Here is a 26,746-nt window from a genome sequence, read left to right on the forward strand (position 1 = left end):
GGGGGAGCGTAGGTGTTTGAGCTGGCAGGGGTGTGTTCTAAGCTTGATGAGAAACACACCCCTACATCCCTCTCAAGAGGGGAATCGCGCAGAGCCGCCGCTTTATCTCAAATCCTAACTTCTATTTTATTGCTTTGCAATATCCGCTTTAAATCCGGTATCAAAATCTCACCATAATGAAACACTGAAGCCGCCAGTGCTGCATCCACATTGGTTTTCTCAAATACATCAACAAAGTGTTCAACCTTGCCTGCACCGCCCGAAGCTATCACCGGGATATGCACGGCATCATTAACAGTTTTCAGCAAACCATTATCAAAGCCGCCTTTGGTGCCGTCATGATCCATAGAAGTAAGCAGGATTTCACCTGCACCACGGCTTTCAGCCTCCAGGATCCACTCCAGTGTTTGGCGCTCGGTTGGCAGCCTGCCGCCATTCAGGTGTACTATATTTTTATCACCAATGCTACGGGTATCAACAGCAATCACCACAAACTGTACACCGAAAGCGGCAGCCAGCTCATCTATCAGCTTAGGGTTGCGTACCGCGGCCGAATTGATGGAGATCTTATCGGCTCCGGCATTGAGCAGTGCATCAGCATCGGCGATTTCATTAATGCCGCCTCCGATAGTGAAAGGGATATTGATCTGCCTGGCAACAGCTTTTACCAGCTCCACCATAGTTTTACGGCGCTCAACGGTAGCTGTGATATCCAGAAAAACGAGTTCGTCGGCCCCTTGGTTGGAATAGTTCCATGCCAGTTCAACGGGATCGCCGGCGTCTCTCAAATCTACGAAGTTCACACCTTTAACGGTGCGCCCGTCTTTAACGTCTAAACAAGGAATAATTCGCTTGGCAAGCCCCCCCCGCCCCCTAAAGGGGGAGCTTTTGATTTGCGTATTTATATTTTCCAATACTTTTTCTAAATTATTAAGCACCTGGTCATTGGTAAAGCGCAATACTTTAAGTCCATCGGAAACCAAGTTGTTTTGTCTAACAATATCATTTTGAATTACATCAGGAAGATTATGAATACTTCCATCCAATTCAATGATTAATTTATGTTGGTGACAATAGAAATCAGCGATGTAAATTCCTAAAGGATGCTGCCTTCGAAATTTTACATCCAACCGTTTACCCTTTAATTGTTCCCAAAGTAACTCTTCGGCAACTGTCATTCTATAACGAAGTGCTTCTGCGTTTTGAAAAACTAATCGATCTGCTCCCAAAAACATTTTTCTTTTCATTATAAAACTATTGTTCCCCCTTTAGGGGGTTAGGGGGCGATTATATCGATATCAGCGCGTCCAAATTCCAATGTTTCACGTCCTCAATGGTGATATGGCCCTCATATATCGCTTTGCCAACTACTACCGACTCAACTTTTAAGCGGTTAAGTTTTTCGATATCGCTCATGGAGCTAACGCCACCTGAGGCGATCAGCTTAATGAACGGAGAATGGTCAAGCAGTTTTTCGTACAGTTCAATGCCGGCACCGCCCAATTTACCGTCCTTATTAATGTCAGTACAAAGGAAACGGAAAAAACCTAAAGCCAGGCATTTATCAACGTAATCCATCAGTTTGATAGGTGAACTTTCCATCCAGCCTGAGTATTTGATTACCTCGTCAAGTACGTCGATGGCTACTACCACCTGGTCGGAGCATTTGTCTTTGCCGCAGATCTCTTTGCTCAGATCTGGTAAAAAATCAGGGTTGGTAAGTGCTTGCGTACCAACAATAACGCGGTGAACGCCTGCGTCTATCAGCTCTTTTACCTTATCGATGCTGCGGATACCTCCGCCGTACTGCACTTTCATGTCGGTTTTGCGGATCACATCAAACAGGTACTGCTGATTGCTGAAATCATTTTTTGCGCCGTTAAGGTCGATAATGTGGATGAAGTTGGTGCCGTTGCTCTGGTAGCGTTCAATCATTTCTTCAAGGGTAACATCGTATTCGGTTACCTGTTTGTAGTCGCCTTCACGAAGACGGACAACCTTCTTGTTCAAAATGTCAATGGCAGGAATAATGTACATATCCTTTATATTTTTGAGAAATTAGTTAACAATGTTTCGCCAAACACGCCCGACTTTTCGGGGTGAAATTGTACGCCGTAAAAATTATCAAGCCAAATTGATGCCGAAAATTGATTTCCGTAATCGGAGGCTAATAAAGTGTATGCTTTATCATACTCAATAAAGTATGAATGTACAAAGTAAAAATGTGAACCTGACGGTATATTTTCAAATAGCGGGTTGTCCTTTTCCGGGTAAACCCTGTTCCAGCCCGTGTGCGGCACTTTATGATCGGCGCTATCTTTAAACCTTAAAGTTTTAATCGGTATGATATCCAACAGGTTAGAGTCGCCCTCTTCAGAGTAAGAGGTAAGCAATTGCATACCTACACAAATACCGAGGGTGGGCTTTTTTAACGCTTTGATGGAAGGTACAAGCCCGGTAGCTTTAAGTTTATTCATGGCTGCGCCCGCATGTCCGACACCGGGGATGATATAGCGGTCGTACTTGTCAAAATCCTCCTCGCTGTTTATAAAGCCATAGGGAATACCTAAGCGCTCTAAAGCGGCAGTTAGGGAAAATATGTTTCCGGCTCCGTATAGGATAATGCCGATGCCCCCCCCGCCCCCTGAAGGGGGTGCCTCTGCGAGGCTTTCTTTGTCTACTTTTTGTGTATCTTGATCTGGTGTATCCATTTTGTGCTTTTTACTCCTCCTTTAGGGAGCCGGGGGCTTTACAGCAGCCCTTTAGTGCTTGGTAAAACCATCTTATCTACATCACGTTTTACAGCCACTTTTATTGCCTTGGCAAAGGCTTTAAATATAGCTTCAATTTTGTGATGTTCGTTTTGTCCTTCTGCTTTTATATTCAGGTTACTTTTTGAGGCATCGCTGAATGATTTGAAGAAGTGGTAGAACATTTCGGTAGGCACATCGCCTACTTTTTCGCGTTTAAAATCGGCTTCCCAAACAAGCCAGTTACGGCCGCCGAAATCAATAGCAGCCTGGGCCAGGCAATCATCCATCGGCAGGCAAAAGCCATAGCGTTCAATCCCCATTTTGTTACCTAACGCAGCGGCAAATACTTCGCCTAAGGCAATGCCGGTATCTTCAATGGTATGATGCTCGTCGATATGCAGATCTCCTTTGGCTGTAATTTCCAGGTCAATACTACCATGACGGGCAATCTGATCCAGCATGTGGTCAAAAAAATGCAAACCGGTTGATATTTTGGCATCGCCCTTACCATCAAGGTTTATTTTGATATAGATATCGGTTTCCTTAGTAGCACGGCGGTGTTCAAATACCCGCTGACCAAGTTTCAGAAACTCATAGATCTTTTGCCAGTCGGTAGTTTCAAGGGCGATAACATCATCAATATGATCTGCTTCGTTAAATTCATTTCCACCCAGGTTGCTGTTGTTATTAAGCCAGATAGCTTTTGCCCCCAGGTTTTTTGCCAGCAATACATCGTTTTTACGATCGCCGATGGTAAACGAATTTTTCAGGTCGTATTTATCCGCATCTAAGTATTGCGTTAACAGTGCAGTGCCCGGCTTACGGGTGGGGGCATTATCACGCGCAAAAGTACGGTCAATGATCTGGTTAGCAAATTTTACGCCTTCACCTTCAAAGGTTTGCAGGATGAAATTGTGGACAGGCCAAAATGTATCTTCAGGATAAACAGAAGTTCCTAAACCGTCCTGGTTGGTAACCATTACCAGTTCAAAATCAAGTTCTTTGGCTATTTTGGGCAGATAGGTTAACGCGCCCGGATAAAACTCCAGCTTGGAAAATGAATCAATTTGCTCATCAGCAGGCTCTTTGATCAGGGTGCCGTCGCGGTCGACAAATAATATTTTCTGTAAACTCATTCTTTATAATTAGTGAATTAGCGAATTATTGAGTTAGTGATTTTTTTATTTAAAGTTTTGAAGCGCTTCGAGTAAAATAGTGTTCTCATCTGGTGTGCCTACAGTGATGCGCAGACAGCCCTCGCAAAGCTCAACTTTTGAACGGTTGCGCACTATAATGCCCTGTTTTACCAGGTAATCGTAAATACCGTTAGCATTGGTAGTTTTTACGAGGATAAAGTTGGCATCTGAAGGGTAAATATCTACCACAAACTCAAAATCTTTCAGTTGTAAAACCAACCTGTCGCGTTGTGTAAGGGTTTCTTTAATCCATTCATTAACCTGACCAACGTTTGCCAGGGCAGCCAATGCCAGCTGTTGTGAGGACTCGTTAACGTTATAAGGCGGCTTTACTTTGTTCATCACCTCAATGATTTCCTCGCTGGCGAAAGCCATACCAACACGTAAACCGGCCAGGCCCCAGGCTTTGGAAAGGGTTTGCATTACCACAAGGTTGGCACATTCGGTCAATTCCTGTATAAATGACTTTTGACGGCTGAAGTTGATGTAAGCCTCATCAACCACTACAATTCCGCTGAAGTTGGCCAGCAGGGTTTGAATATCATCGCGGTTGATGGAGTTACCGGTAGGGTTATTTGGCGAGCAGATAAAGATGAGCTTGGTGTTTTTGTCAATAGCTTCGGCAATGCCCTCTAAATTTAGCTGATAATCTTCCGTAAGGTTTACTTTGCGGGCCTGGATATCGTTGATATTGGCCGATACCTCGTACATGCCATAAGTAGGCGGCACCAATATCACATTGTCAACACCTGGGTTACAAAAGCTGCGGAACAGGATATCGATAGCTTCATCACTGCCGTTGCCTACAAAAATATTGCGCGGCGGTACGCCTTTAATTTCGGTAATGCGTTTTTTTAAATCGTACTGTAAAGGATCAGGGTAGCGGTTAAACTGCTGATCTAAAGGAGAGCCAAAAGCATTTTCGTTGGCATCCAGGAAAACGCTTGCTTCGCCCTGGTATTCATCGCGTGCCGATGAATAGGGTACAAGGCGTTTTATATTTTCTCTGAGTATATTATTTATGTCGAACATTGATCATTCATATAAATTATGTCATTGCGAGCGATAGCGTGGCAACCGCACGGAAGCATACCTCGCAATGACATGAAGTGTTAATACTATATTAATTGCTCATTCTCACACTCACCGCATTCCTGTGTGCATGTAAACCTTCCAGCTCAGCCAAAACTTCAACTGTTGGGCCGATGTTTTGGATACCCTCGCGGGTGATATGCTGAAACGTGATCTTTTTCACAAACGAATCAACCGACACGCCTGAATAGGCTCTTGCATAACTGCTGGTTGGCAGGGTGTGGTTGGTGCCTGATGCATAATCGCCTGCACTTTCCGGGGTCAGGTTTCCTAAAAATACTGAACCCGCATTGATGATGTCTCCGGTGATCTGTTCCCAACTGTCGGTTGCCAGGATCAGGTGCTCAGGAGCATATTGATTGCTGAAACTCATTGCTTCGTTCAGGTTATCAGTGATCACCACATATGAATTATCGATGGCCATTTTGGCTATCTCCCCACGGGGCAATACAGGCAGTTGTTTTTCAACTTCGGCAATGGCTTTTTCGGCAACATCAACGGAGGTACAAACCAATACAGCCTGGCTGTCGATGCCATGCTCGGCCTGGGCCAGCAGATCGGCTGCAATGTATGCCGGAATAGCCGTTTCATCTGCAATAACCAATACTTCCGACGGGCCCGCAGGCATATCAATTGCCGTTGTGGTGGTTGACTGGATAATGGTTTTAGCTTTGGTTACAAACTGGTTGCCGGGCCCGAAGATCTTATCTACCTTAGGGATGCTTGCAGTTCCGTAAGCCATTGCCGCTACAGCCTGCGAACCACCTGCCAGGTAGATCTTATCGATCCCCAGCATCAGCGCTACATAAGCTATAAAGGCATTTACCCTACCGTTTTTTTGCGGGGGTGAGCAAACTACTATTTCATGGCAACCGGCAATACATGCCGGGATTCCCAGCATCAAAAACGTACTTGGCAATACAGCAGAGCCACCGGGGATATACAAGCCTACTTTTTCAATCGGCCTTAATTCGCGCCAGCAGGTTACGCCGGGCATGGTTTCAACTTTGTCCTCGGTTTTTAGCTGCGTTTGGTGAAACTTGTAAATGTTGTTATACGCTGTTTCCAACGCTGCTTTCTGATCGGCAGATATGGCTTTGGCAATTTCTTCCAGTTCGGCTCTATCGAGGTAAAGCTTGTTCAGCTCCACCTTGTCAAACTTTAAAGCATAATCAAGCAGGGCCTTGTCGCCATGCTGCTGCACGTTGGCAATCACATCTTCAACAATAGTCCTGATCTCGTTGGCCGGGTCAACATTACGCTGAACCAGTTTCTGGATCTCGGATGCAGTAAGTTCTGAATAGTTGTATGTCTTCATTTGCCCCCCAACCCCCTAAAGGGGGAGTTAATGTTAAGTAATAAGCTGCCCGCCCTTTCACTCCCCCTTTAGGGGGCCGGGGGGCGTTTGCCTACAAAATGATCTTCTCAATAGGCATTACCACAATGCCTTGTGCGCCGGCCTGTTTAAGCTGGCTTATACGGTTCCAAAAATCACGTTCGGGAATTACAGTGTGCACTGCTACCCAGCCATCTTCGGCCAATGGTACTACCGACGGGCTTTTTACGCCCGGCAATAAAGCAATAACGGCATCGAGGTTTTTTTTCTCAACGTTAAGTACCACGTATTTAGTTTCTTTGGCGCGTAAAACTGATTGAATACGCTGGATCAGTTCCTGTACAAGGTCGCTTTCGGCAATGGCCTTGCTGCCTATCAGTACCGCCTCAGATGACATTACATCGGCAAAAGGTTTCAGTCCGTTGCTTTTAAGGGTACCGCCTGTTGATACCAAATCGCAAATGGCGTCGCTAAGACCTAAGCCTGGTGATATTTCAACCGAACCGGAAATGGTGCGGATATCTGAAGTAATATTTTGTTGTTTTAAAAACTTGCCTAAAATGGCAGGGTAGGTGGTAGCAATTGCTTTGCCGTTTAAATCGGCCAGTGAGTTGATATCGCTGTTGTTGGGCACTGCTATCTTGAGCGAGCATTTACCAAAACCAAGGCGTTGCAGATAGCTTACTTCAACTTCGGTTTCCTGGATCACATTTTCGCCTACGATACCTAAATCGGCAATACCATCCTGTACATATTCAGGGATATCATCATCACGGAGGAAAAGGATCTCTAAAGGGAAATTGGATACCGGAGAGATAAGCGAGCTTTTGTAGTTTTCAAAGTTTAAGCCGCAATTTTTTAATAATTCAACAGATTTTTCGTTGAGCCTACCCGATTTTTGGATAGCTATTTTAAGTGTTTTCAAAAGATTGAATTTAAGAGACTATGATAAAAAAGAATATAAACGGAGGTTGTTATTTCGCGTAGAAACATACATTTAGCTGATCACCACATGGTGGTGATGCAGATGAAGATGATGTAGTGCGATACCGTTCATTTTTTATATAGTAAAACTATAGATTAGCGGTGCAAATATAGACAGATGTTTTTTAAATCAAAATTTAATGTAAAAAAGTATACGGGTGCGTGAAATTTTCAAGAAGTTTTATGTCCGATTGAACGAGCTTTTAGAATTTAATTTTGTTAACCTTTGCCGTTGTTGGTGACAACAGCAACCGCAGATTGCAATGAGAGGGGGTTAACAGGGTTAACATAAATTTGAATATGTTGAACTAAGTAATTGGTTGTCAGTTATTTAATTTGAAGGTAGGGTTACTCCAAAGATTATTAAAATACTTCGCCTGTGGTCAACTTGTTGTCACCCGCCCGTTATTGGTGTTGTCAGGTAACTATATACCTGTTAGACCATGTGGATGAGAAAAGAATTACTTCAACGTTAATTCTTCAGTAAACAAATGCCCATTGGGGCATTTGTATGTATAGATTATCAGTTTACCATCTCGCTTATTCGATACAATATCTTTTGCTTCTTCACTACATTCTAAACAGTCGGGGTAAGGCTTTTTAGGCAAAGGAATATTCACCGATGCTTTTATTATAGAGTTAAAGATGTTTGATGCTTCTTTGGGGTTCTTTTGGCCTGCCATAAAACAAAGATAAACATTGACAAATGAAACCCGTCCGTTGTTGGTGTTGTCACCAACAACTTTTACGCTATGCATAGCGGCCTTATAGGTTCATACAGATACGGGAACAAGTTGTTGGTGACAACACCAACAACGGCGGGAGAAAGCAAGCCGCGTTTATTCAATTCATGGGTAATCCTAAAATCCCGCAAATCATGGTTCAGACTTATATTCATAAATCGCCCCTTCTTCGCCAAAATCCTTGATCTTTTTAAGGTTTTTAACTTTTTGAATATCCTTCAGGTTGATCAGTTCAGGGTTCTCCAATACATTAAACCAAATAAGATAATAATGTTTCACCTTATAAAACTTATCGATATCCTTAGTAAAGAAACGGTGCGGCACCAGGTATGATGACATGCCCGAGAAAAAGTAAACGGCTTCATGCGCGTCGGTATAAATTTTGACGCCGGGTTTAAACAGGCTGTGGTCTGTACCCCTTAAATAGGCTGCAAATTCCGAATCTATCCAGCTTTCGTCGGTATAGCCGGGGTTACCGTATTCGTCGGCTACCTGGTCGTTGTACCGGGCTTTATCTATCAAAAATTCGCTGGTGATAAAACCCAGCATCAGCACAATCATTACAGCACCGATAATGCGCCGGGTAGTGGTATTGTTTATTTTTTTCAGCAGGAGCAAAGCCCAACTGGTATATCCCCATAAAGCCGAAATGTACAATGGCGATAACAGGCGGTGATTGATCCGTTCATACCTTGAGAAAGTAGATGAGAGCACAATAAAAGCCCCGTAAACCAATGCGAAGGTAATGGCCAAATTTTCAAAGCTATCCAGCTTGCGGCGATAATAATTGAAGGCCAGGGCAGCAATAAAGCCCAGGAAAATAATAATAGCTATAGGTGTAGCAGCCCAGTATTGATTGGGAGTGAGGCCCATCCAATCGCACATTACGGTACCAAAGTAATATAGGTTTTTGCTAAACGGAGTGATAGATGGCTCCCGCGGACCGGTTGTTGTACCTGTCACAAAAGCATTGAATACGAGGTTACTTACCAATAGCGAGATACAAATTAGCCCGTAAACAATGATATGGGTAATCTTCTTTTTAAGGGGCAATACCCTGTCCAATAGCAAAAGTAAACCGCCTGTACCTACAATGGTAACAGCCGCGTACCTGGTTATGCAACTTATTGCTGCTATAACGGCTGCCACTATAAGTGCTTTAAGCGTGTGTTTTAAAAGGTATTCGCGGAAAGCAACCCAAAAAAACAGGATCTCAAGAATGAACAAGGTCTCCGACCATAAGTATGAATATACCTGTAACAACGGTGGACTGAGGATAATTGCCGCCAGCATCAGCCATTTATAAATTCTTGAGGCAGGTACAAAGTGTTCCATGATCCAGCCGCTGGTGAAAATGAGTGTGGCGAACATGATGCCATTCAACATTGCGCCAAACTTAACAGGATCTATCTGGGTGATAACTGAAATTATACCAAGATAAATAGGATAGAAAACCGGAAAGTCAACAATAGGTACATGGTTAAACGTTAGCAGGGTACCGTGCTCTTTAAAGCTCCTGGCCGCGCTGGTATACATGATACTATCCGGAGAAACTCCTACACCGCTATACCTGAAAAACAAGCTTAATATAAACCAGCCGATAAGGGCGGCTATTACAGTATCAAGGTTTTTTAAGTAGCGGCTTTTTTGCATAGGATAATATGAATATTGGTAAAAAGCAGGAGAGAAGAAAATGTTTTAGGGAAAGGGCTTTATTTTTATGTCATTGCGAGGAGGAACGACGAAGCAATCTCGTAGCCAAGCAGATCGGAAATGCATTGGCTACGAGATTGCCGCGCTACGCTCGCAATGACATATGTTTTTGCTTTTACAGTATCAGATCCAGCACCGTACTGATCGGCTGGTCGCTGTCAATCAGGATGCCTTTTACACCTGCAGCTGTACCTGCTTCAACATCGCGTTCACGGTCGCCTATAAAGTAAGATTTTGACGGATCAATGTTATATTTAGCTATGCCTTGCAGCAGGAGCCCCGGTTTTGGTTTGCGGCAATCGCAGTCGCCGGTAAAGTTGGGGTGATGCGGGCAGTAAAAAAAGTCGGTAAGTTCAACGCCGTGTTCATGATAAACCTGTTTCAGGTGAGCGTGCATTTTTGCCAGTTCCTCTTCAGTATACCAGCCTTTGGCCAAACCACCCTGGTTGGTAGCAACAAGCAGCATATAGCCGCGATCCTGCAGGGTTTTAAGGGCATCAAAGTTATCAAGTACATGGAAATCCTCAAAACGGCGAACGTAATCACCCATTTCCTGGTTTAACACACCATCACGATCTAAAAAAACAGCTTTAATTTTATCAGGCATCTATTTTAATTTTTTGGCGAAGGTACGTTTTTTAGTCCATAGTCGATGGTCTATAGACCATGGTTTATAGTTCATAGATCATGGTTGGTGGTTTAAGAAGCATAGGCAGTTTGCTTCGATTACTTAAATTGAAAACGGAGTTTGCATTGGTTAATAGCGGATACCGGCTATGTTTCTGACCTGGATTAAACGGATTTTAAGATTTGCTCTTAATTCAGATATCATTAGCGATTGTATATGCAAAGAAACTAATCTCTAACCTCCAGCCACTAATCTCTGATCACAACCATTGATCTCAAAAAATAAAAACAGATATTTACGTAATATCGTTAACCATACTACATCTAAATAAAAATCAGGCCGGATAAATTGCTGGCTAACAAACTTAAACTAAAAATGGATACATCACTTATTACTACCAGTACAGCCTTAGATGGCTACAGGGTTACCAGGCATTTAGGCGTTGTACGCGGCATTACGGTGCGCAGCCGCAGCGCCTTGGGCAATATTGCCGGCGGTTTTCAATCGCTGTTTGGCGGCAGGCTTTCAATTTATGTTGAACTGTGCGAAAACGCGCGCGAAGAGGCTTACCAGCTTTTAATTCAGCACGCTCAGGCTATTGGTGCCAATGCCATTATTAACATGCGTTATGATGCCAACGAAGTAATGCAGGGCGTTACAGAAGTGCTTGCTTACGGTACCGCTGTTGTGGTTGAAAAGGTTTAATAAAAAAGGAAAAACCACCCTGGTATGATTTTAGGGTGGTTTTTCTGTTTTATAGAGTACTGCTTTACTTTATTTAAAATATGAAAGCGGGATGGTTTTCCACATGCCGTGGGCAAGGTGGCCTATCAACAGCTCATATATCAGGTAAACAGGCCAAAATATGTAATGGATAATAAGTAAAATAACACTGTGATTGTAATACCAGCTTATCATTAAACTATATAATCCTAAAACAAGATATAGTATACTGGTTTCGCGCTTTTCCATTTTCTTGACCTTTTTTTTTTAGCTAATTTATAAATTGCGTTTAAATTAACGGCAATTTTTCATGCTGTAAATTACTGTATAGTCAGCTGTGCTGTTGGTTTGTTGCTTGCCGGTTTTGGGATCGTACCTGTAAGGCTTTTGGGCAAGCTGGTTACCCCTTAGCTGAAACTCTACGCTCAGCGTATCCGTGCGGCCTTCCTGGCCGTAAGTCCATAAGGCTTTAATAACATTGCCGTTTAAATTGCCCATCAGGCTGCCTTTGCGGGCATCTTTTTCTTTGGGCAGCCAGTCCATATCGCCGGTAACTTTATTGCCGTTAATATGCAGGTTAACTTTTGTAGTATCCTGGCTGGCGGTACCTTCAGTAGTATAAAAGCAATACTCCATATTTACAGCCGGCGCGTCGGGTGCATTAGCCATGGCAGTGTCTTCCTTTTTTATTGCCGTGTCGGCATCATTTGTTGAATGATTGCCCGAGCAAGAGGCAACCGTTATTGTGATAAGGGAAACAAAGCCTAATTGAAATTTCATAACGTGGTTAATTTTTTTGTTATGACAATTAAAATACTAAAAGGTTCAATCACTCCGGGCTACCGCCACGAAATAGTTACAATGTAACGACTATATACTATTACGGGCCGGCAAGTTTAAGGGGTTGCATAATCCGATTAATTGTGATAGTAAAAGCCTTGTGCTGTTTAATTAACTGTCACAATGACTATATTTAGCCCGCAAACCAATCAACAACCCTCATGAAACGCAGAAACTTTGTTCAAAGCTCGGTACTGGCCGGGGCTTCACTTTTTACCACAGGTGTTTTAAAAGCCTCCGCGCTTACCGGTTGCGCTCAACCTACAGGAGAAGTAGCTGCTGTAGCCGGCGATAAACCTTTTAATCTTAACTATGGCATTCACGACGGCATGTTTAAAAGCCATGCAGGCGATGATTTTATCGACCAGATAAAATTTGCTTACGATAAAGGTTTCCGCGCTATTGAGGATAACGGGATGAGTGACCGGCCGGTTGAGCAGCAAAAAAAGATTGGCGATACATTAGCAAAGCTGGGTATGGCAATGGGCGTTTTTGTGCAGCCAGGCTTGGGCAACGATAGTAACATGCTGGCAACCGGCAATGCCGACCAGGTTGAGAAGTTCATCGCCTCCTGTAAGCAGGCGGTTGAGGTAGCCAAACGCGTAGGCAGCAAACTGGTTACCGTAGTCCCCGGCGATTTTGCGCGGAAACTTCCTATCGGTGTGCAAACAGGCAATGTTATTGAAGCCATAAAAAAGGGAACTGCTATACTGGAGCCGCACGGCATTATTATGGTTTTGGAGCCGCTAAGCGATAATCCGGATCTGTTCCTGCGTACACCCGACCAGGCCTATGCCATCTGTAAGGCTGTGGGAAGTCCGTCATGTAAGATCCTGTATGATATGTATCACGTTCAACGTAACCAGGGTAATATTATCCCGACACTTGATTTGGTTTACGATGAGATAGGCTATTACCAGATAGGGGATAACCCCGGCCGTAAAGAACCGGGAACCGGTGAGGTTAATTATAAAAACATATTCAAACACATTTATAATAAAGGCTATAAAGGCGTAATGGGTATGGAGCATGGCACAGCCGGAACAGGAAAAGAAGGTGAGCTTGCATTAATTAAAGCGTATCGCGAAGCGGACAGTTTTATTTAAATTGCCGCTATTGCAGCCGGTTATTAACATTATTTATGCTTAGTCCCAACTTTAATCCGTTTCCTGTTTTGGTAACTGAGCGCCTTATATTAAGGCGTTTTACCCGTGATGACGCTGCCGATTTGTTCGAAATGCGATCGAACGAAACCGTGATGCAGTACATTCACCGGCCAATCAGCAAAACCATTGATGACGCTGTTGCACTGATAGACGTGATAGAAGACCTGCTTGGCAAAAATGATGGTATTACCTGGTGTATCTGCCTGAAAAGCAATAATAAATATATTGGGAGCATAGGTTTTTGGCGGATAGAGAAAGACAGTCACCGTGCCGAGATCGGGTACCTTTTAAACCCCGCATACCAGGGGCAGGGACTCATGCAGGAGGCGATAACGGCCGCTATCGACTATGGTTTTAATGTGATGAAACTACACTCTATAGGAGCTTATGTAAGTCCGGGGAATTTCGCTTCAATTAAATTATTGCTCAAAAATAATTTTGTGCAGGAAGCTTATTTTAAGGAAGATCATTTGTATAACGGTCGTTTTGAGGATACGATGGTTTATTCGTTATTAACACAAACTTAAATCTGTTAACAAATTATTTATGCCAGCTATTTTTAATTAAAAAAAAATGATGCATGTTTACGCATAGAAACCAATTATACCTGTGCTGAAAACAATTCAGTTTAAATGGGGTTAACATTAAAAAACAAAAGAAACTTATCATGGCAACAGAAAAAGGAAGTGGCATCACCGCTTATTCAGTGAAAACAAAAACTAAAAATGTACCAATGATCAATCCCGTTATCGACGTAAAATCGGGCAGATACATTGCAACAGGAACTGACAGTGAAGGTAACAAAATGGCTGCCATCATGGGCAAAGCAACTGCCGAAGAGCATATCAAAAATGGTAATGCTAAAAAAGGCTCTGGCTGGTAAATAAAACTAAACATAAAAATGCCCTGTATTTGTTGAAAATGCAGGGCGCTTTTGTATAGTAACCATTTGAAATTTTTTATTTATCCGAAGGATTCTTCTTTTTATTCTGCAGCATTTCCACCATTTTAGTTAAGCGGTCCTGGCGGGTTTTTTCCTGTTTGGCTGTAAGGATCCAAAGTACATACTCCTTTTTATGGCTGTAAGCCAGCGATTGAAAGTAGTCAAGCGTTGCCGGATGTTGCTCCAATGTTTCTTTTACGTAATGGGGGAGGGTTACTATTTTATTATCCACGTCAATATAATCGCCGTATTCATTATTTCGTACAGCCTCATTTCGTCCTTCAGAAACTTTTACAGCTTCAATAGAGCGAAAGCGTAATGCAGTCCATATTTCGTTAACAGCAGCTGATGCTACAGGCCGCAAGCCATATTGGGCCGGAGCGTCCCAACTGCTCATCATCTCCAGATCTGTTTGGATACCTGAGCTTTTCTTTGGGTAGATGATCCAGAAAACGGTGTCGGCTTTGAGGAGGGGAGTGATCACCTTAAGTTCGGATGTCAGTTCTGTACTGTTGGGTACAAATAGCTGGATGCCATCAAATTCGCCTCCGGTGTTAAATACAAGGCTGGCATTATCCGGCAGGGGAGACAAGCTATCCTGGTAACCTGCGGGCGCATTTTGCAACAACCAGCGTGAATTTGGTTTGATCAGCAGTTTTTTAGCAAGGGCATTCATAGTAAGCACATTGATTATGGATAAAGCTAATGTAAGCAATAAATTAAAATTGAATGACAAGCCCAAACCCTGCTACATGGTATTTTTAATAGCTTTGCCTTGATGGAACATGTACTTGACAACCCGGCCTGGAACGCCCTTAGCACCGGTAATAAAGCTTTTGCGGGCGGTAATGATATAGCTAAATATTTCCCGAAGGAGGTTTCGCCTTTTGTTGCTATTCCCGAAATATCTGCGGAAAATTTCAACCTGCTTTACGATACCATTCCTTTTGAAAGCCACTTTATATTTATTGCACCACATGATGTTGTAATCCCGGAGCAGTGGAACATAGTACACTATCTGAAATGCCTGCAGATGGTTTTTGAGGGAGAGGCGCCTGCTGGTTTTGCTGATGACGATCTGTTGCCGCTTACAGAGCAACATGTACCCCAAATGATTGAACTTACTCAACTAACCAATCCTGGCCCCTTTATAGAGCGAACTATTGAGTTTGGACATTATCACGGCATATTTGATAGAGATAAGTTGGTTGCTATGGCCGGCCAGCGCTTAAACCCTACTCCCTATGCCGAGATCAGCGCAGTTTGTACACACCCCGATTATCTGGGGCGTGGTTATGCAGGCAAATTATTGTTAAACCAGGCTAAGCGGATCAAAGCAGCTTCTGAAATTCCATTTCTGCATGTGAAAAGTGAAAATGAAAGGGCTATTAAAGTGTATGAAAAGCTCGGTTTTGTAACGAGGAAGGAAATGTCGTTTTATGTACTGAGGAAGTAACCCCCTCTAAATCTCCCCGAGGGGGGGAGACTTTAAGAAGCATTTTTAAGCCCTCTCTTTTGGAGAGGGTTTGGGTGAGGTTCTATATCGCCATCTTGGCAAAAAAGTCCCAAAGTACGATTCCTGCTGATACAACTATGTTAAACGAATGCTTGGTGCCAAACTGGGGGATTTCGATACAGGCGTCAATCGCTTGCATTACTTCGTCGCTTACGCCGTTTACCTCGTTGCCAAAAATCAGGGCATATTTGCCATCTTCGGCAGGTTTAAACTCGTGAAGCATGGTGCTGTTTTCGGCTTGTTCAATGGCTATGATTTGGTAGCCATCGTTACGTAATTGTTCAACAGCCTCCAAAGGAGTTTCGTAATAAGTCCAGTTTACTGATTGGGTTGCGCCAAGGGCTGTTTTTTCAATTTCGCGGTGAGGTGGTTGGGCGGTAATACCGCAAAGGCAGATCTGTTCAACTGCAAAACCATCGGAGGTGCGGAAAATAGAGCCAATATTGTGCATACTCCGCACATTATCCAGCACTACTGCTACCGGCAATTTATCCTGTGCTTTAAATTCATCAACCGTAGCCCGGTTCAGCTCATCCAATTTTAATTTGCGCATACTCTTTAGTTCATGGTTCATAGACCGTAGTTCATAGCCAATATTTGTTTAATAACAGGCTATGAACCATGAACTATCAACTATGAACCAAGTGCAAAAATACAAAAAAGCGGTTAGTTAGCTACTGAAGCCAGTTCGCCTACGCCATCGCCAATAAGCGAGCTATAAACTGAAGGTGCATAGCCAATTTTTTGCGTGTAGTATTCGGTTATTTCTTTGCTGAAATTATCAAACGCGTCACCTTTTACCAGGGCAATGGCACAACCGCCAAAACCTGCACCCGTCATACGAGCGCCCGCAACATCAGGATTAGTTTTGCTGTATTCGGCAATAGCGTCCAGTTCAACACCGCTTACTTCGTACAAATCGCGTAGGGAATCATGTGAGGCGTACATCAGCCTGCCAAACTCGGTCAGGTTGTTATCTGCAAGGGCCGTTGCGGCCAGTTTTACACGGTCGTTTTCTTCAATTACGTGTTTTGCGCGTTTCAGCACAATCGGATCGGTTATCAGGTGTTTGTATTGTTCAAAAATAGTGCTATTGATCTCGCAAAGATATTTAATGTCCAGTTGCTGTTGCAGGGCCATAAGGGCTGCCTGGCACTCTTCTACGCGTTCGTTGTATTTTGATTCGGCCAGTTTGCGGGGTTTATTTGTGTTGATAATGGCAAGTACATAATCGCCAAGATTGCTGTCAACCGCCTGGTAATCCAGGGTATCGCAGTTAAGCATCAGGGCTTTGTTCTTTTCGCCAAAGGCAACCGCAAACTGATCCATGATACCGCAGTTAACACCTATAAAGTTGTTTTCTACATCTTTTGACAGTTTAACCAGGTCGAGCTTGCTATAGCCGCTGTTAAACAGGTCGTTAAGTGCATAGGAGGTAACCACCTCGATAGAAGCTGATGATGACAAACCCGAGCCAATTGGGATATCGCCATAAAATAGCATATCCAGGCCTTTTAACGGATGACCATCCTTTACAAAGCGGTCAATAACACCGATAGGAAAGTTAAACCAGTTTTCGCCGGTTTTTTCATAACTGACTTGCAACGGAATATCTTTTTGCTCACTAAAATTTAAACTCCTGAAGCGGAAAACGCCATCCTCATTAGGGGAGGTTAGCAAATAAGTACCAAAAGTAATGGCGCATGGCATAACCAAACCACCGTTATAATCAATATGTTCGCCAATAAGGTTTACACGACCGGGCGAAAAGTACGCGTTGTCTGCTTCTTTGTTAAAGATCTTAATAAATTCCTGGTGCAAATTATTCTTCATTACTTAGGTTGGTTTTTCGGAAAACAAATATTGTAAAAATTGTCAACTTTACAGTTATAAATTTAATTTAATTTTTAATTTATTTTAATGCGATAGTTTTGCAGATATTCGGCACTGATAAAACATGCAGGCGCAAAAGCTGCAGACCTGTTATTTAAATACCAATTAAAATAGATACCTATGAAACAATACCTCGTTACTGCCTATGATCACACCGATGCCGAGGCATTTGAACGTCGTTTAGGCGCCCGCCCTCACCATCTTGATGGTGCCAGGGCTTTAAAAGCCAATGGTAATTTTGTGTTAGGAGGAGCTATGCTGAACGAAGAAGGCAAGATGATTGGCTCAACCATGATAGTACAGTTTGAAACCGACGAAGAGATGGAAGCCTGGAAACAAAATGATCCGTATGTTACTCAAAAGGTATGGGAAAGCGTTGATGTAAAGCCCTTTAAAGTGGCCGACGTTTAATGCGGTTTGCAGTCATTAGTGTGCAGTTTGCAGTGACAAAAAACTCCGCTGTTCGAAGCCAGGGACTTCGGACAGCGATTCACAGAATGTCAAACAGATTTTCACTGCAAACTGCTAACTCAAAACTGCCTACTGCCTATTGCTCCGCCCATCTGCTCATTTGCCAGTATCCCTGAGCATCTTTAGCATAAAAAGCAGTATAACCCTTGCCCTGCATCGTAAAATTAAAATCGAACTCATTTATCGAACTGTCATCCGGCAAAAAATTGGCGACTACATTATCAGCTACCGCGGTTATCATAGCACCGAAGTTATCCTGCACCTGCTCTGTAGCCTGGGTGCTCGCCATAAAATCATTAAAAGTTTCAAACTCGTAAGCTTCGTTACGTTGTTTCCTTGCTGCGTTAAAAGCTGCCTCGGCCCATTGTTGTTTGTAAGCTTCCATGGCGTTGAGCAGGTCTTCGGCTGATATTTCCGGCAGGCCATCCTTGCCTGTAGTGTTATAGTTGTTTAGTATTTCTTCTTTACTTTTCATTTAGGATTGATGTTTCATAATAGGTGCCGGTGTTCATTCCTTTCAATTTGATTCAAAATTAAAAGGATGCCAAATTAATGACATCCTTTTAATTTTAGCTCTTCAAATGGTTTATTTATGCTTCAGACAGGCTGTTCAATACATCTGTATCATCATCTGACAGTTGAATATCGGCGGTTCTCATATTTTCCTCCAAATGTTTAACACTTGATGTGCCGGGGATGAGCAGAATGTTTGGCGAATGATGCAATAACCAGCTTAACGCCACCTGATGAATGGTAGCATCGTGTTTGGCGGCAATACGGCCTAATATGTCTTCGCCCTGTACGTTGCCGCCGCCAAGCGGGAACCATGGAATGAAGGCGATGTTATGATCGCGGGTGTATTCCAGTTCGGCCTCCCATTTGCGGTTATCAACACTGTACATGTTTTGTACTGATACTACTTCAAAGTATTGCTGGGCAAGCTTGATATCGTCAACGCTTACTTCAGATAAGCCTATATGCCTGATCTTACCTTCCTGCTGTGCTTTTTGCAAAAACTCAAATGATTTTTCGGCAGGGACTTTAGGGTCGATGCGGTGTAGCTGGTACAGATCAATACGATCAACCTGGAGGCGTTTCAAACTGCCCTCAAGAGCTTCCTTCAAATGCTCCGGCGAGGCGTCCACAGGCCATTCGTTGGGGCCGGTACGTAATAAGCCGCCTTTGGTACCTATCAGGAGGTCGGTTGGGTATGGGTGCAGGGCTTTGGCAATTAACTCTTCCGATACATTTGGCCCGTAACTATCGGCCGTATCAATGAAGTTTACGCCCAGCTCAACAGCGCGTTTTAATACACGGATGCTTTCGTCTTTATCTTTTGGCGGTCCCCAGATACCGCTGCCGGTAATCCGCATTGCGCCGTAACCTAAACGATTAATGGTAATGTCGCCACCAATGGTGAATGTCTTTTCAAATGAACTTGTTGTGCTTGCCATGGTAATGTATTTTGGATTGACTACTGTAAAGTTCAACTAAAAATCACCGGTATTGTTCATGGATTATATAACATCAATGTCATTTTGAACCTACATTAATTGCACTAATGGGTGTGAACGAATTACACGAATTAAAGCTCGATGACTATTTGTGTAATTCGCATAAATTCGTTTTCTATTAGTGAATCATCTTATCTCCAGGCACCTAATATCAATCCCATCAGGGTTAAGGACACTACGCTATAGCCGCCGTTTATGAATATCAACCGCCAGCTTTTGAGCTCAAACAAACTGTGAATGGCAATAGCGCAGAATGTCCAGATGCCGGCAAGGAAACCCCATAGTGTCCCTAAAGTGGCAGTCGTAGTTGGAACGGCTAAAAACATAGCAAGGTTTACAGCCATAATAATAGAAAAGAACGCTGTAAAGCCAAAGGCCCTTCCTTTGCTGGATGCCTGAAGCTCGGCACTGCTAAGTTTATTATCTGCCATCCATGCATTGGCAAACAGGGCAGGAGAGTACCAGAAACCGCCAACTAAAAACGCGGATAATGCTGCAACCACAACGGCCAGCCAGTTGATAAGTTGAAAATTCATGATGATAATGTTTAAATTAATTGGTTGTACTAATATAACTATTAATAGCTAAAAGCTGAATGCCCAAAGCCAAAAGCTAATAGATTGATACAAATAGGGATAAATGAAAAGCCCTGGCTGCTGTAGCGTGGCCGTTGCGCAACAGGGCTTAAAATGGCTGAATAATTAATTTGCAGAGCAAATGGTTATTCGGCCATTTGCTTTTATCGCCATCCCTAAAGCGTTTAATGAGTGCTCTGTTATTGAGATACAGGCCGAAAAAGTATTAATAAAAGCATCAGAATGGTTCCCGGGTATTTTTCTTATTCTTCTTCTGACCTTTGTTGAAACGCCATTGACAAGTTTTTTAAGGTTATAGGCAACGGCGGCCATGATCATACATTTATTGGCCAATTCGAGCCCTTTTGTGTTTACCTGTTTCATGCCTGTAAAATTGATCAGGGTGCCCAGTACCGGTTCTACCGTACTTTGTCTTACTTTCCTGGCCTTGCTCCCTTGTCGGGTTTGCATGCGTTCATGCATTTCTATATAAAGGTCTTTAGCTACGGAATCCTTAAACACTTTAAAGCCTTGCAGATTAGCGCAGGTGCTTTTAAGCGGACAGTCCCTGCAATCTTTAACACTGGTACGATATATCTTATGGGTATTATCGTTCTCTGCTTTTTTGAAGTTGTGAAAAGTAAGGTATTTGCCTTCAGGACAAACATACCGGTCTTGCTCCCCGTCATAACTGAAGCCCTGCCGGCTTTCCCTGCTTTGACATCCTGACCTGTTAGGTATGAAGCCTTTAATATGATTATCAGCTAAAAACAGAAGCGCCGCTTCACCGCTATAACCTGTATCGGCAAGCACATCTTCTATTTCCATGCCATTATCTTTAAGGTTTCCGGCGACATGGGTAAGGATATCAGGCAGACATGGTGCATCTCCTCTATCTGCATGAAAGGCCTGGATGTGTGTAATAACGTGGTTTTGTGTATCTACGCTTACATGAGCCGAATAGTTCAGCCGCGTTGTTTTTCCGGGTTTCACCGATAACCGGGCATCAGGGTCTGATGGGCTGTAACGCTTGCTGTTCGCTTTCTTATCAACTTTAGCGTTCTTTCTCGGCTTAGGCTTGGTGTTTTCATCCGGTATGTCCCCAGCCGGGGCTTCATCATTATGATCGTCCAATTGCTTGCCATAAGTTGATGCATCATTCATGATCTCGCGTTCGACCAAACTTGACATAGCTGCATTGGCTTTGACAAATGCGCTATCGATAGCCTGTCTTTTACCTGCTACCAAACCTGCATCAATACACTTTTTCAGAACCTGTTTAAACACAGCTGTAAACTCATCTTCTCCATAAAGCTGGCGTGTGCGGCTTAATGTCGAATGCCAGGGAAGTTCTTCATCCAGATCATATCCTATAAAATAGAGGATATCCATGCGCATACGTGAGGTAGCAATAATGCGCCTATCGCTATTCAGGTTCTCTAAATAACCAACAAGCATTAGTTTGAAAAACACAACCGGGTCAATGCTCTTTTGACCCTCTGTACCATAATATTTGGCCGTTGTATCATAAACAAAGTGGAGATCAAGTATGTCTTTCAAACGCCTGTAGAAGTTATCAGCCGGAACATAGTCTGAAAGCTGAAACCTGATGAAGAGCTTTTCCTGATAATCTTTTTTGCCTTGCATGTCCTTAATATACAAAATAAATCTCTGACTACCAAATAGTTAATCAAAGAAAAAGACCCGATCAAAACTTTATTCGATCGAGTCTTTTCTCAGTTGCGCAACGGCCACGCTGTAGCAACCAGGGCTTTTTTCTGTCAGCAAAATTTGTGCTGGTTTATTTTACGTTGTAGTGGATCACACTTCGGCCTATATTGCCTTCGGCGTCAATTCCTTCAATTATAGCACGGTATGAGCCGCGTTGATCGCTGTTAAAGAAGCTGATGGTTGCAGTGCCGGTTGCTTTATCGGTAATTACGTTAGGTTTCCAATAAATAGTATTACGTAAGTCGCCGCCAAGCGTGCCTGCTTTGGTTACATCATATTTAGGCGAGTAAAACTCTTTGGCTTTAGTGTAGCCCTGCACTGCAAAAGTGATCACATTTTGTTTGGGGATAAGTTCCTGTAATTGTGCGAGGGTTATCTTTTGTTTTTTAACAACCTTTTTGTTAATCACCAGTACGCCCTTGGTTTGGGTACTACGGTTGATGCCGCTTACCCCATCATTTAAAAAGATCTCCACAGATTCAACCTCGCTCGATGGGATGCTCGATAAAAAGTTGGCATCAACAGGCAGGCTGCCTACATATACCTGCACCGGGGTGCGGCCGCCGGCATTGTAATCGCGGGTAACGTAAAAATTGTTGTCGATATAGGTAAGGCCCATTGCCATGGTTGATAAACAGTTTAACAACAAAGGGCAGCCCTGTAATTGCTGTGCAGATACTTCATGATCGGCCTGCATAGGTAAACCAGAGAAGGTGCCATAATCAGCATGGCTGGCTTTTTTTACGATCTTGGTCGATTTTACAACAACTTCCTTTATGGTACGTGAGCTTTGATATTGCTTATAGCTGTTTTGTAAATAGGGGCGGAAAGTACTGTCAATATTCAGGATCTCATCGGGGATGTTGTTGTTTTTGCTCAGTTTTTGATAAGCTTCGCCATTAACCGATATGACCATGTTGCGTCCGTTAGGATTGTTACGGGCACTCAGTGTAATTTTTGATGTATCCGGCACATTCACGTTTGAGAATTTAAAATTGCCCGACATATCGGTAATTGTTTCTGCCGAAAAGTTTTTATCAGGAATAAGCAACCTTAAACTGCCTTTGGCTACCGGGAGGCCCGCATTGGTCCTCAATGTTCCTGTTACGTCAATGCCTTGCTCCGGCATTAGGTATATAGGCGGATTTTTGTCGGCCAGTATATCCTCATAATCAAAACGACGGTAACCCTGGGTAAGCATCAAAATATCCAGGTTGGCCAGTTTTTCATCATCGGGTTTGTTGAAGTAATAGTTCGGTTTTTCGATGTACCCTTTCAGATCGGAGGTGAGCAGCATATTACTCAATATGGTTGATTCTGCATCTTCATTTGACGGTACTGTGCCATCATCAACAACAGCTACCGAAAAGCTGCCTTCGGCCGGGGTTGTATTGTTTTTTGCCGATACAGTGATCTTAACGTTGCCCCTTGTAGTGTATGATGGCTTGTCCGTCTTAAGGGCCAGGTTCATCTGGTCGTTATGCTGAATAAACACAATCCGCTCGCACAGAGCATATCCGCCAGATGAAAACAACGTTACCTGCACAATACCCGTAGGGAACTTACTTTTAGGGATATTGGCCGAATAAACTGTGCTCTGTAGTACAGTTTGAGCCGCATAGTAAATAACGCCGCCGCTTTGCGCTACCAGGTAAAAACTTTTGTTTTGTTTGCGCTGAAAAAACAAATCGTTAGCCGATATTTTTACAGTGAGATTGGTTGGATCATTGTTGTAAATGGCAATATTTATTCCCATTGATTGTACGCGAGGCAAATTATAGGTAGCCTGTGATCCATCGGGGAAAGTAATGTTTGCTTTGTATGATCTTTCGATATCGGGAGTGATAGCGAAGATGCCCATTCCTAAATGGGCACTGCTGATCTGGGCAATCTCAGCGCCTTTATCATCAACAATAGTTCCTTTGATATCAACGCCCAGCCCGCTTGAGGCTATAGCCTTAAAAGCAACTTTTGTGCGGATTCCGTTGGTTAACTGCCCTCCTTCCGGAAAAAACTGCACATCATAGCCTTTAACGGCTGTACGCATGGAAAAGCTGCTGCTGATAGTTTTACGGTCGCCAACGTCAATGGAAGTAACCAGGATACCGCCAGTAATTACATCGGCCTGGCTTTCGGGCAGGTCAACCTGCAATATGCCTTTATCGTCAGTAATACCGTGGCCTTTGCTTACAGGGTCACCATTTTTCATCAGCTGCCAGTTTACTTTTTTGTTTGCATACGGACTGTTGTCCGGCCCTTTGTAAAGGATGGTAGCATCAACTTTAACGCCTGTTCTTTTGCTTGAGCTTTTATAAGTGATGTTGGTGCGTACCTGGTTATCTATGGCATTGCCAACATTAAAAGTATGGTCATAAAAATAATCCGGGTCAAAATTACGCATCCAGTTGGTGTAGCTTCGCAGGCGGTAAGCTCCTTGTTTATAAGTATCTCCGTTAAGCACAATGTTACCACTTGCAAAACCGTTTGTAACTGCAATGCGCTGACTCTCAACTACGGAATCGCGGTTGTTGATCAGGTCGACATAAACAATGCGGCTCAATGCCGATGGCTGGTGCTTCTCAATGGTTACATAGGCCTTAAACCAAATGGTATCGCCAACAGCGTAATAAGGTTTATCTGTATGCAGGTAAACCTTCTCGATAGGGTAGCTGCTGTTAAACTTGCTTGTTTTTTCGATTATGGTTGTTAGGGGGATGCTATCCTGCTGGGCAAAAACAGATGCGCCAAATGCGGTTAACAGGCATAATAGGAGTAAAAATCGACGTATGATCATCAATATAAGTTAAAGAAGTAACAGGGGCTAATATAAACATTTAGCCGTATTGCATTTTTAGCGGCTGTTTATTTAACACTTTTTTACAAATGCTTTTTTTAGCCGCTTGCGAAAGTTAAACGCTAAAAGCTATACGCTTATACAAAATAGCACAATTGTTACTTGGCTGCAGTTTTGGCCTTGCCCTCAACATGTACTGAGACCATGCTCGAGTGGATGATGCCCAGGGTAGTACCAGGCTTTACATTAAGGTAAAATTTAAAGTAGCTGTCCACAACAGCTTTTGAGGTATGAATATAATCGGCTTCTCTTTCCTGGTCGCCGTTAAATCCAACAAGCGGGGCACCGTAGTACAAACTGCCTTTATCATCAACATACATGGTGAAGGAAAAATAGAAATCCTTATAGGCATTTTTGATCACAATGTCGTAAGTAGGGTCGAGATAGTCATCAGAGTTATCGAAATTATTAAGAATGTCAGGTTTGGTGGTGCGGCGAGACACGGTTACCAGCGGGCTTTTGCTGGTTATTACAGCCGGCTGTCTGGCTGCAAAAGCCTTGGTATAATCTGCAGTTGCTTTAGCGGCAAGCGAACGGATGAATACAGTATCCGCACGGCTTGGCCTTCTTAATGTACTGGTATCGGTGTGCAAAACGTGTTTTACATAATTATCAGCAAAAAATCGCATGAACACCTTGGTGCCTTTAACATCAAGTGAATCCCCTTTCTGGATCAGGATTTCCATGGTTATGCTGTCTTTATTGATTTGCCTTATCTTTAACCATGAGCGCGCTGCGTTGAAGATTGAATCATAGCCGCGTGTTAGCGGGAAATTAATAAATGCATTTTTTGTTGGACTGAAAATGCTTATCGAATCGTCTGAAACAAATTTTAGCTTCCACTGCGGCTCCAGTTGATAACCGTATTCGTTAAACGAAAGACCGTTTTTTTGACGCCTGGATACTTCGGAATAATTGATGCCATTGTAAGGTTTAAAGGAGATCAACTCTCTTTTCTTTTTACCTGAAGGACCGCTGCCGCAACCTGAAATAAAGGCAGATATGATGAAGAGCAGCCCAAATGCTGCCGTTTTTAACATTTTAAAATTGATAAGTAGCATTGCTGCTAAAGATATAGATAATTTGATAAATGGCTAAAAAATGGACCGATATCATTACAAGCCGCTTTTGCCGGTAACGTTTACTGCAATCTCACTGGTATGCACAATGCCAAGCGTACTGCCCGGCTTTACATCAAGATAAAACTTGAGGTAAGTCTCCATTACGGCTTTTGAAAGATGGGTATTGCTTACCCTTTGAGTTTCTTCGAAAAATACCCGTAGGGGTTTACCATAATACATCCGCCCCATGGGGTCAACAAAAATTGAGAACGAATAGTAAAAGTTTGCATAGGCTTTATCGATAGTGATGTTAAACTCGGGTCGCATATAGTCGGATGGGTTAAAATTGTTGAGCATGGTTGGCTCGGTATGGAGTTTTTTTATTTTTATCCGGTTGCTGCTGCTGCTAAGCTCGACCGGTTGCCGCGCTGCAAAGGCTTTTTCAATGTTTTTGTTGGCAGCTTCGGCTAACCGCTTTATATATATCGAGTCTTTGCGGTTTGGGCTTTTATATTTGCTCAAATCGCCGTGAAGCGTGTTTTTAATATAATTATCGGCATAGAAAACCATATAAACCTTTGCGCCGCGGGTATCAACCGAATCGCCGCGGGCTTTAAGCATTTCGATGATCATGCTATCCTTAGTCATGGTTTTAACTTTTAACCAGGCGCGGGCGGTATTAAAAACAGAATCATATCCGCGGGTAAGCGGAAAATTGATGAATTGTTTTTTAGCCGGACTATAAATACTGGCTGAATCATTGGAAACGAATTGCATTTTCCATTGCGGCTCTAATTGATAACCGGAGTTATTGAATGACAGCCCATTATCTGATCTGCGCGCTATTTCTGTATAGCTGATACCCAATACAGGTTTAAAGGAAATCAGGTCTTTTTCGCCATTGTGTTTAACAATGTTACGTTGTTTGCAGCCCATGCAAAGCAAAGCCAAAACAATGCAGGTTAATTTTGCTATAGATTTGTTAGTTATCATATAGGTATTTGTTAAATATAT

Annotated in this window: 28 protein-coding genes and 1 pseudogene; 6 read left to right on the top strand and 23 right to left on the bottom strand. The window is 43.1% G+C overall.

Annotation, left to right across the window (positions count from 1 at the left end):
- Nucleotides 1-107 precede the first annotated feature (107 nt).
- The 11 genes and pseudogenes from hisF to ACEN82_RS06860 all read right to left on the bottom strand — a co-directional run bounded on the left by hisF (nucleotide 108) and on the right by ACEN82_RS06860 (nucleotide 10,424).
- Entirely contained in the window at nucleotides 108-893 is a 786-nt protein-coding gene (gene hisF / locus ACEN82_RS06810; protein ID WP_413322087.1) for an imidazole glycerol phosphate synthase subunit HisF, read from the bottom strand.
- A gap of 9 nt (nucleotides 894-902) precedes the next feature.
- Nucleotides 903-1,247: pseudogene (locus ACEN82_RS06815) on the bottom strand (endonuclease domain-containing protein); the annotation flags it as partial.
- 40 nt (nucleotides 1,248-1,287) lie between these two features.
- Nucleotides 1,288-2,037 carry a 1-(5-phosphoribosyl)-5-[(5-phosphoribosylamino)methylideneamino]imidazole-4-carboxamide isomerase gene (locus ACEN82_RS06820; RefSeq protein ID WP_413322084.1) on the bottom strand — a complete coding sequence of 250 codons (750 nt, stop codon included), beginning with the start codon at nucleotides 2,035-2,037 and terminating at the stop codon, nucleotides 1,288-1,290.
- A gap of 5 nt (nucleotides 2,038-2,042) precedes the next feature.
- Nucleotides 2,043-2,711, bottom strand: a complete 669-nt coding sequence (gene hisH / locus ACEN82_RS06825; protein ID WP_495644091.1) for an imidazole glycerol phosphate synthase subunit HisH — start codon at nucleotides 2,709-2,711, stop codon at nucleotides 2,043-2,045.
- Nucleotides 2,712-2,749: 38 nt separating this feature from the next.
- Entirely contained in the window at nucleotides 2,750-3,889 is a 1,140-nt protein-coding gene (gene hisB / locus ACEN82_RS06830) for a bifunctional histidinol-phosphatase/imidazoleglycerol-phosphate dehydratase HisB (protein WP_413323024.1), read from the bottom strand.
- 45 nt (nucleotides 3,890-3,934) lie between these two features.
- The gene (gene hisC, locus ACEN82_RS06835; protein WP_090526578.1) at nucleotides 3,935-4,981 is read right to left on the bottom strand and encodes a histidinol-phosphate transaminase; all 1,047 of its coding nucleotides are present in this window, start codon (nucleotides 4,979-4,981) and stop codon (nucleotides 3,935-3,937) included.
- A 91-nt stretch (nucleotides 4,982-5,072) separates the two neighbouring features.
- Nucleotides 5,073-6,359: a histidinol dehydrogenase gene (gene hisD / locus ACEN82_RS06840; RefSeq protein ID WP_413323025.1), complete on the bottom strand. Its 1,287-nt coding sequence runs from the start codon at nucleotides 6,357-6,359 to the stop codon at nucleotides 5,073-5,075.
- Nucleotides 6,360-6,450: 91 nt separating this feature from the next.
- Nucleotides 6,451-7,302 (bottom strand): ATP phosphoribosyltransferase, encoded by an 852-nt coding sequence (hisG, locus tag ACEN82_RS06845; RefSeq protein WP_413323026.1) that lies wholly within the window; start codon nucleotides 7,300-7,302, stop codon nucleotides 6,451-6,453.
- A 520-nt stretch (nucleotides 7,303-7,822) separates the two neighbouring features.
- Nucleotides 7,823-8,119 carry a hypothetical protein gene (locus ACEN82_RS06850; RefSeq protein ID WP_413323027.1) on the bottom strand — a complete coding sequence of 99 codons (297 nt, stop codon included), beginning with the start codon at nucleotides 8,117-8,119 and terminating at the stop codon, nucleotides 7,823-7,825.
- 117 nt (nucleotides 8,120-8,236) lie between these two features.
- Nucleotides 8,237-9,757, bottom strand: a complete 1,521-nt coding sequence (locus ACEN82_RS06855; RefSeq protein WP_413323028.1) for a hypothetical protein — start codon at nucleotides 9,755-9,757, stop codon at nucleotides 8,237-8,239.
- 175 nt (nucleotides 9,758-9,932) lie between these two features.
- Nucleotides 9,933-10,424 (bottom strand): D-glycero-alpha-D-manno-heptose-1,7-bisphosphate 7-phosphatase, encoded by a 492-nt coding sequence (locus ACEN82_RS06860; protein ID WP_090526588.1) that lies wholly within the window; start codon nucleotides 10,422-10,424, stop codon nucleotides 9,933-9,935.
- A gap of 396 nt (nucleotides 10,425-10,820) precedes the next feature.
- Here ACEN82_RS06860 and ACEN82_RS06865 point away from each other — a divergent pair, with 396 nt between their 5' ends.
- The gene (locus tag ACEN82_RS06865) at nucleotides 10,821-11,150 is read left to right on the top strand and encodes a YbjQ family protein (RefSeq protein ID WP_090526590.1); all 330 of its coding nucleotides are present in this window, start codon (nucleotides 10,821-10,823) and stop codon (nucleotides 11,148-11,150) included.
- A gap of 69 nt (nucleotides 11,151-11,219) precedes the next feature.
- Here ACEN82_RS06865 and ACEN82_RS06870 read toward each other — a convergent pair whose 3' ends face one another.
- Together ACEN82_RS06870 and ACEN82_RS06875 are read right to left on the bottom strand one after the other, a co-directional pair.
- Nucleotides 11,220-11,417, bottom strand: a complete 198-nt coding sequence (locus ACEN82_RS06870) for a hypothetical protein (RefSeq protein WP_090526592.1) — start codon at nucleotides 11,415-11,417, stop codon at nucleotides 11,220-11,222.
- A gap of 45 nt (nucleotides 11,418-11,462) precedes the next feature.
- A complete protein-coding gene (locus ACEN82_RS06875) occupies nucleotides 11,463-11,948 on the bottom strand; it encodes a hypothetical protein (RefSeq protein WP_090526595.1) in 486 nt (161 codons plus the stop codon).
- Nucleotides 11,949-12,169: 221 nt separating this feature from the next.
- Between ACEN82_RS06875 and ACEN82_RS06880 the strand changes: the two genes are divergently transcribed.
- The 3 genes from ACEN82_RS06880 to ACEN82_RS06890 all read left to right on the top strand — a co-directional run bounded on the left by ACEN82_RS06880 (nucleotide 12,170) and on the right by ACEN82_RS06890 (nucleotide 14,057).
- Nucleotides 12,170-13,114 carry a hydroxypyruvate isomerase family protein gene (locus ACEN82_RS06880; protein WP_413323029.1) on the top strand — a complete coding sequence of 315 codons (945 nt, stop codon included), beginning with the start codon at nucleotides 12,170-12,172 and terminating at the stop codon, nucleotides 13,112-13,114.
- A 35-nt stretch (nucleotides 13,115-13,149) separates the two neighbouring features.
- Entirely contained in the window at nucleotides 13,150-13,701 is a 552-nt protein-coding gene (locus tag ACEN82_RS06885) for a GNAT family N-acetyltransferase (protein WP_413323030.1), read from the top strand.
- 140 nt (nucleotides 13,702-13,841) lie between these two features.
- A complete protein-coding gene (locus ACEN82_RS06890; RefSeq protein ID WP_090526601.1) occupies nucleotides 13,842-14,057 on the top strand; it encodes a hypothetical protein in 216 nt (71 codons plus the stop codon).
- 76 nt (nucleotides 14,058-14,133) lie between these two features.
- Here ACEN82_RS06890 and ACEN82_RS06895 read toward each other — a convergent pair whose 3' ends face one another.
- Nucleotides 14,134-14,832: a YdeI/OmpD-associated family protein gene (locus tag ACEN82_RS06895; RefSeq protein WP_413323031.1), complete on the bottom strand. Its 699-nt coding sequence runs from the start codon at nucleotides 14,830-14,832 to the stop codon at nucleotides 14,134-14,136.
- 63 nt (nucleotides 14,833-14,895) lie between these two features.
- Between ACEN82_RS06895 and ACEN82_RS06900 the strand changes: the two genes are divergently transcribed.
- On the top strand, nucleotides 14,896-15,573 hold the full coding sequence (locus ACEN82_RS06900; protein WP_413323032.1) for a GNAT family N-acetyltransferase: 678 nt from the start codon (nucleotides 14,896-14,898) through the stop codon (nucleotides 15,571-15,573).
- An 82-nt stretch (nucleotides 15,574-15,655) separates the two neighbouring features.
- Here the strand turns inward: ACEN82_RS06900 and ACEN82_RS06905 are convergent, their stop codons facing one another.
- Nucleotides 15,656-16,186: an RNA methyltransferase gene (locus ACEN82_RS06905; RefSeq protein WP_413323033.1), complete on the bottom strand. Its 531-nt coding sequence runs from the start codon at nucleotides 16,184-16,186 to the stop codon at nucleotides 15,656-15,658.
- 113 nt (nucleotides 16,187-16,299) lie between these two features.
- Entirely contained in the window at nucleotides 16,300-17,466 is a 1,167-nt protein-coding gene (locus tag ACEN82_RS06910) for a galactokinase (RefSeq protein WP_413323034.1), read from the bottom strand.
- 180 nt (nucleotides 17,467-17,646) lie between these two features.
- On the opposite strand from ACEN82_RS06910, the gene ACEN82_RS06915 reads away from it, so the two are divergent.
- The gene (locus ACEN82_RS06915) at nucleotides 17,647-17,937 is read left to right on the top strand and encodes a YciI family protein (protein ID WP_413323199.1); all 291 of its coding nucleotides are present in this window, start codon (nucleotides 17,647-17,649) and stop codon (nucleotides 17,935-17,937) included.
- 136 nt (nucleotides 17,938-18,073) lie between these two features.
- Here the strand turns inward: ACEN82_RS06915 and ACEN82_RS06920 are convergent, their stop codons facing one another.
- From ACEN82_RS06920 to ACEN82_RS06950, 7 genes are all read right to left on the bottom strand, one after another.
- Complete coding sequence (locus ACEN82_RS06920; protein WP_413323200.1) at nucleotides 18,074-18,472, bottom strand: hypothetical protein; 399 nt, start codon at nucleotides 18,470-18,472, stop codon at nucleotides 18,074-18,076.
- Nucleotides 18,473-18,587: 115 nt separating this feature from the next.
- Nucleotides 18,588-19,451, bottom strand: a complete 864-nt coding sequence (locus ACEN82_RS06925; protein ID WP_413323201.1) for an aldo/keto reductase — start codon at nucleotides 19,449-19,451, stop codon at nucleotides 18,588-18,590.
- A 191-nt stretch (nucleotides 19,452-19,642) separates the two neighbouring features.
- Nucleotides 19,643-20,047 (bottom strand): DUF1761 domain-containing protein, encoded by a 405-nt coding sequence (locus tag ACEN82_RS06930; RefSeq protein ID WP_413323202.1) that lies wholly within the window; start codon nucleotides 20,045-20,047, stop codon nucleotides 19,643-19,645.
- A gap of 165 nt (nucleotides 20,048-20,212) precedes the next feature.
- Nucleotides 20,213-21,733, bottom strand: coding sequence for an IS1182 family transposase (locus ACEN82_RS06935; protein ID WP_495643978.1), 1,521 nt, complete (start codon nucleotides 21,731-21,733; stop codon nucleotides 20,213-20,215).
- A gap of 154 nt (nucleotides 21,734-21,887) precedes the next feature.
- The gene (locus tag ACEN82_RS06940; RefSeq protein WP_413322186.1) at nucleotides 21,888-24,611 is read right to left on the bottom strand and encodes a carboxypeptidase regulatory-like domain-containing protein; all 2,724 of its coding nucleotides are present in this window, start codon (nucleotides 24,609-24,611) and stop codon (nucleotides 21,888-21,890) included.
- A 158-nt stretch (nucleotides 24,612-24,769) separates the two neighbouring features.
- The gene (locus tag ACEN82_RS06945; protein ID WP_413322187.1) at nucleotides 24,770-25,711 is read right to left on the bottom strand and encodes a hypothetical protein; all 942 of its coding nucleotides are present in this window, start codon (nucleotides 25,709-25,711) and stop codon (nucleotides 24,770-24,772) included.
- 75 nt (nucleotides 25,712-25,786) lie between these two features.
- The gene (locus tag ACEN82_RS06950; RefSeq protein WP_413322188.1) at nucleotides 25,787-26,725 is read right to left on the bottom strand and encodes a hypothetical protein; all 939 of its coding nucleotides are present in this window, start codon (nucleotides 26,723-26,725) and stop codon (nucleotides 25,787-25,789) included.
- Nucleotides 26,726-26,746 lie beyond the last annotated feature (21 nt).

Source organism: Mucilaginibacter sp. Mucisp73, from assembly GCF_059491465.1.

Coding starts and splice junctions, on each gene's coding strand:
- ACEN82_RS06820 (WP_413322084.1), bottom strand. CDS start 2,037: ATGTACATTATTCCTGCCATTGACATTTTGAACAAGAAGGTTGTCCGT.
- hisH (WP_495644091.1), bottom strand. CDS start 2,711: ATGGATACACCAGATCAAGATACACAAAAAGTAGACAAAGAAAGCCTC.
- hisB (WP_413323024.1), bottom strand. CDS start 3,889: ATGAGTTTACAGAAAATATTATTTGTCGACCGCGACGGCACCCTGATC.
- hisC (WP_090526578.1), bottom strand. CDS start 4,981: ATGTTCGACATAAATAATATACTCAGAGAAAATATAAAACGCCTTGTA.
- hisD (WP_413323025.1), bottom strand. CDS start 6,359: ATGAAGACATACAACTATTCAGAACTTACTGCATCCGAGATCCAGAAA.
- ACEN82_RS06850 (WP_413323027.1), bottom strand. CDS start 8,119: ATGCATAGCGTAAAAGTTGTTGGTGACAACACCAACAACGGACGGGTT.
- ACEN82_RS06855 (WP_413323028.1), bottom strand. CDS start 9,757: ATGCAAAAAAGCCGCTACTTAAAAAACCTTGATACTGTAATAGCCGCC.
- ACEN82_RS06860 (WP_090526588.1), bottom strand. CDS start 10,424: ATGCCTGATAAAATTAAAGCTGTTTTTTTAGATCGTGATGGTGTGTTA.
- ACEN82_RS06865 (WP_090526590.1), top strand. CDS start 10,821: ATGGATACATCACTTATTACTACCAGTACAGCCTTAGATGGCTACAGG.
- ACEN82_RS06870 (WP_090526592.1), bottom strand. CDS start 11,417: ATGGAAAAGCGCGAAACCAGTATACTATATCTTGTTTTAGGATTATAT.
- ACEN82_RS06875 (WP_090526595.1), bottom strand. CDS start 11,948: ATGAAATTTCAATTAGGCTTTGTTTCCCTTATCACAATAACGGTTGCC.
- ACEN82_RS06880 (WP_413323029.1), top strand. CDS start 12,170: ATGAAACGCAGAAACTTTGTTCAAAGCTCGGTACTGGCCGGGGCTTCA.
- ACEN82_RS06885 (WP_413323030.1), top strand. CDS start 13,150: ATGCTTAGTCCCAACTTTAATCCGTTTCCTGTTTTGGTAACTGAGCGC.
- ACEN82_RS06890 (WP_090526601.1), top strand. CDS start 13,842: ATGGCAACAGAAAAAGGAAGTGGCATCACCGCTTATTCAGTGAAAACA.
- ACEN82_RS06900 (WP_413323032.1), top strand. CDS start 14,896: ATGGAACATGTACTTGACAACCCGGCCTGGAACGCCCTTAGCACCGGT.
- ACEN82_RS06905 (WP_413323033.1), bottom strand. CDS start 16,186: ATGCGCAAATTAAAATTGGATGAGCTGAACCGGGCTACGGTTGATGAA.
- ACEN82_RS06910 (WP_413323034.1), bottom strand. CDS start 17,466: ATGAAGAATAATTTGCACCAGGAATTTATTAAGATCTTTAACAAAGAA.
- ACEN82_RS06915 (WP_413323199.1), top strand. CDS start 17,647: ATGAAACAATACCTCGTTACTGCCTATGATCACACCGATGCCGAGGCA.
- ACEN82_RS06920 (WP_413323200.1), bottom strand. CDS start 18,472: ATGAAAAGTAAAGAAGAAATACTAAACAACTATAACACTACAGGCAAG.
- ACEN82_RS06925 (WP_413323201.1), bottom strand. CDS start 19,451: ATGGCAAGCACAACAAGTTCATTTGAAAAGACATTCACCATTGGTGGC.
- ACEN82_RS06930 (WP_413323202.1), bottom strand. CDS start 20,047: ATGAATTTTCAACTTATCAACTGGCTGGCCGTTGTGGTTGCAGCATTA.
- ACEN82_RS06935 (WP_495643978.1), bottom strand. CDS start 21,733: ATGCAAGGCAAAAAAGATTATCAGGAAAAGCTCTTCATCAGGTTTCAG.
- ACEN82_RS06940 (WP_413322186.1), bottom strand. CDS start 24,611: ATGATCATACGTCGATTTTTACTCCTATTATGCCTGTTAACCGCATTT.
- ACEN82_RS06945 (WP_413322187.1), bottom strand. CDS start 25,711: ATGTTAAAAACGGCAGCATTTGGGCTGCTCTTCATCATATCTGCCTTT.
- ACEN82_RS06950 (WP_413322188.1), bottom strand. CDS start 26,725: ATGATAACTAACAAATCTATAGCAAAATTAACCTGCATTGTTTTGGCT.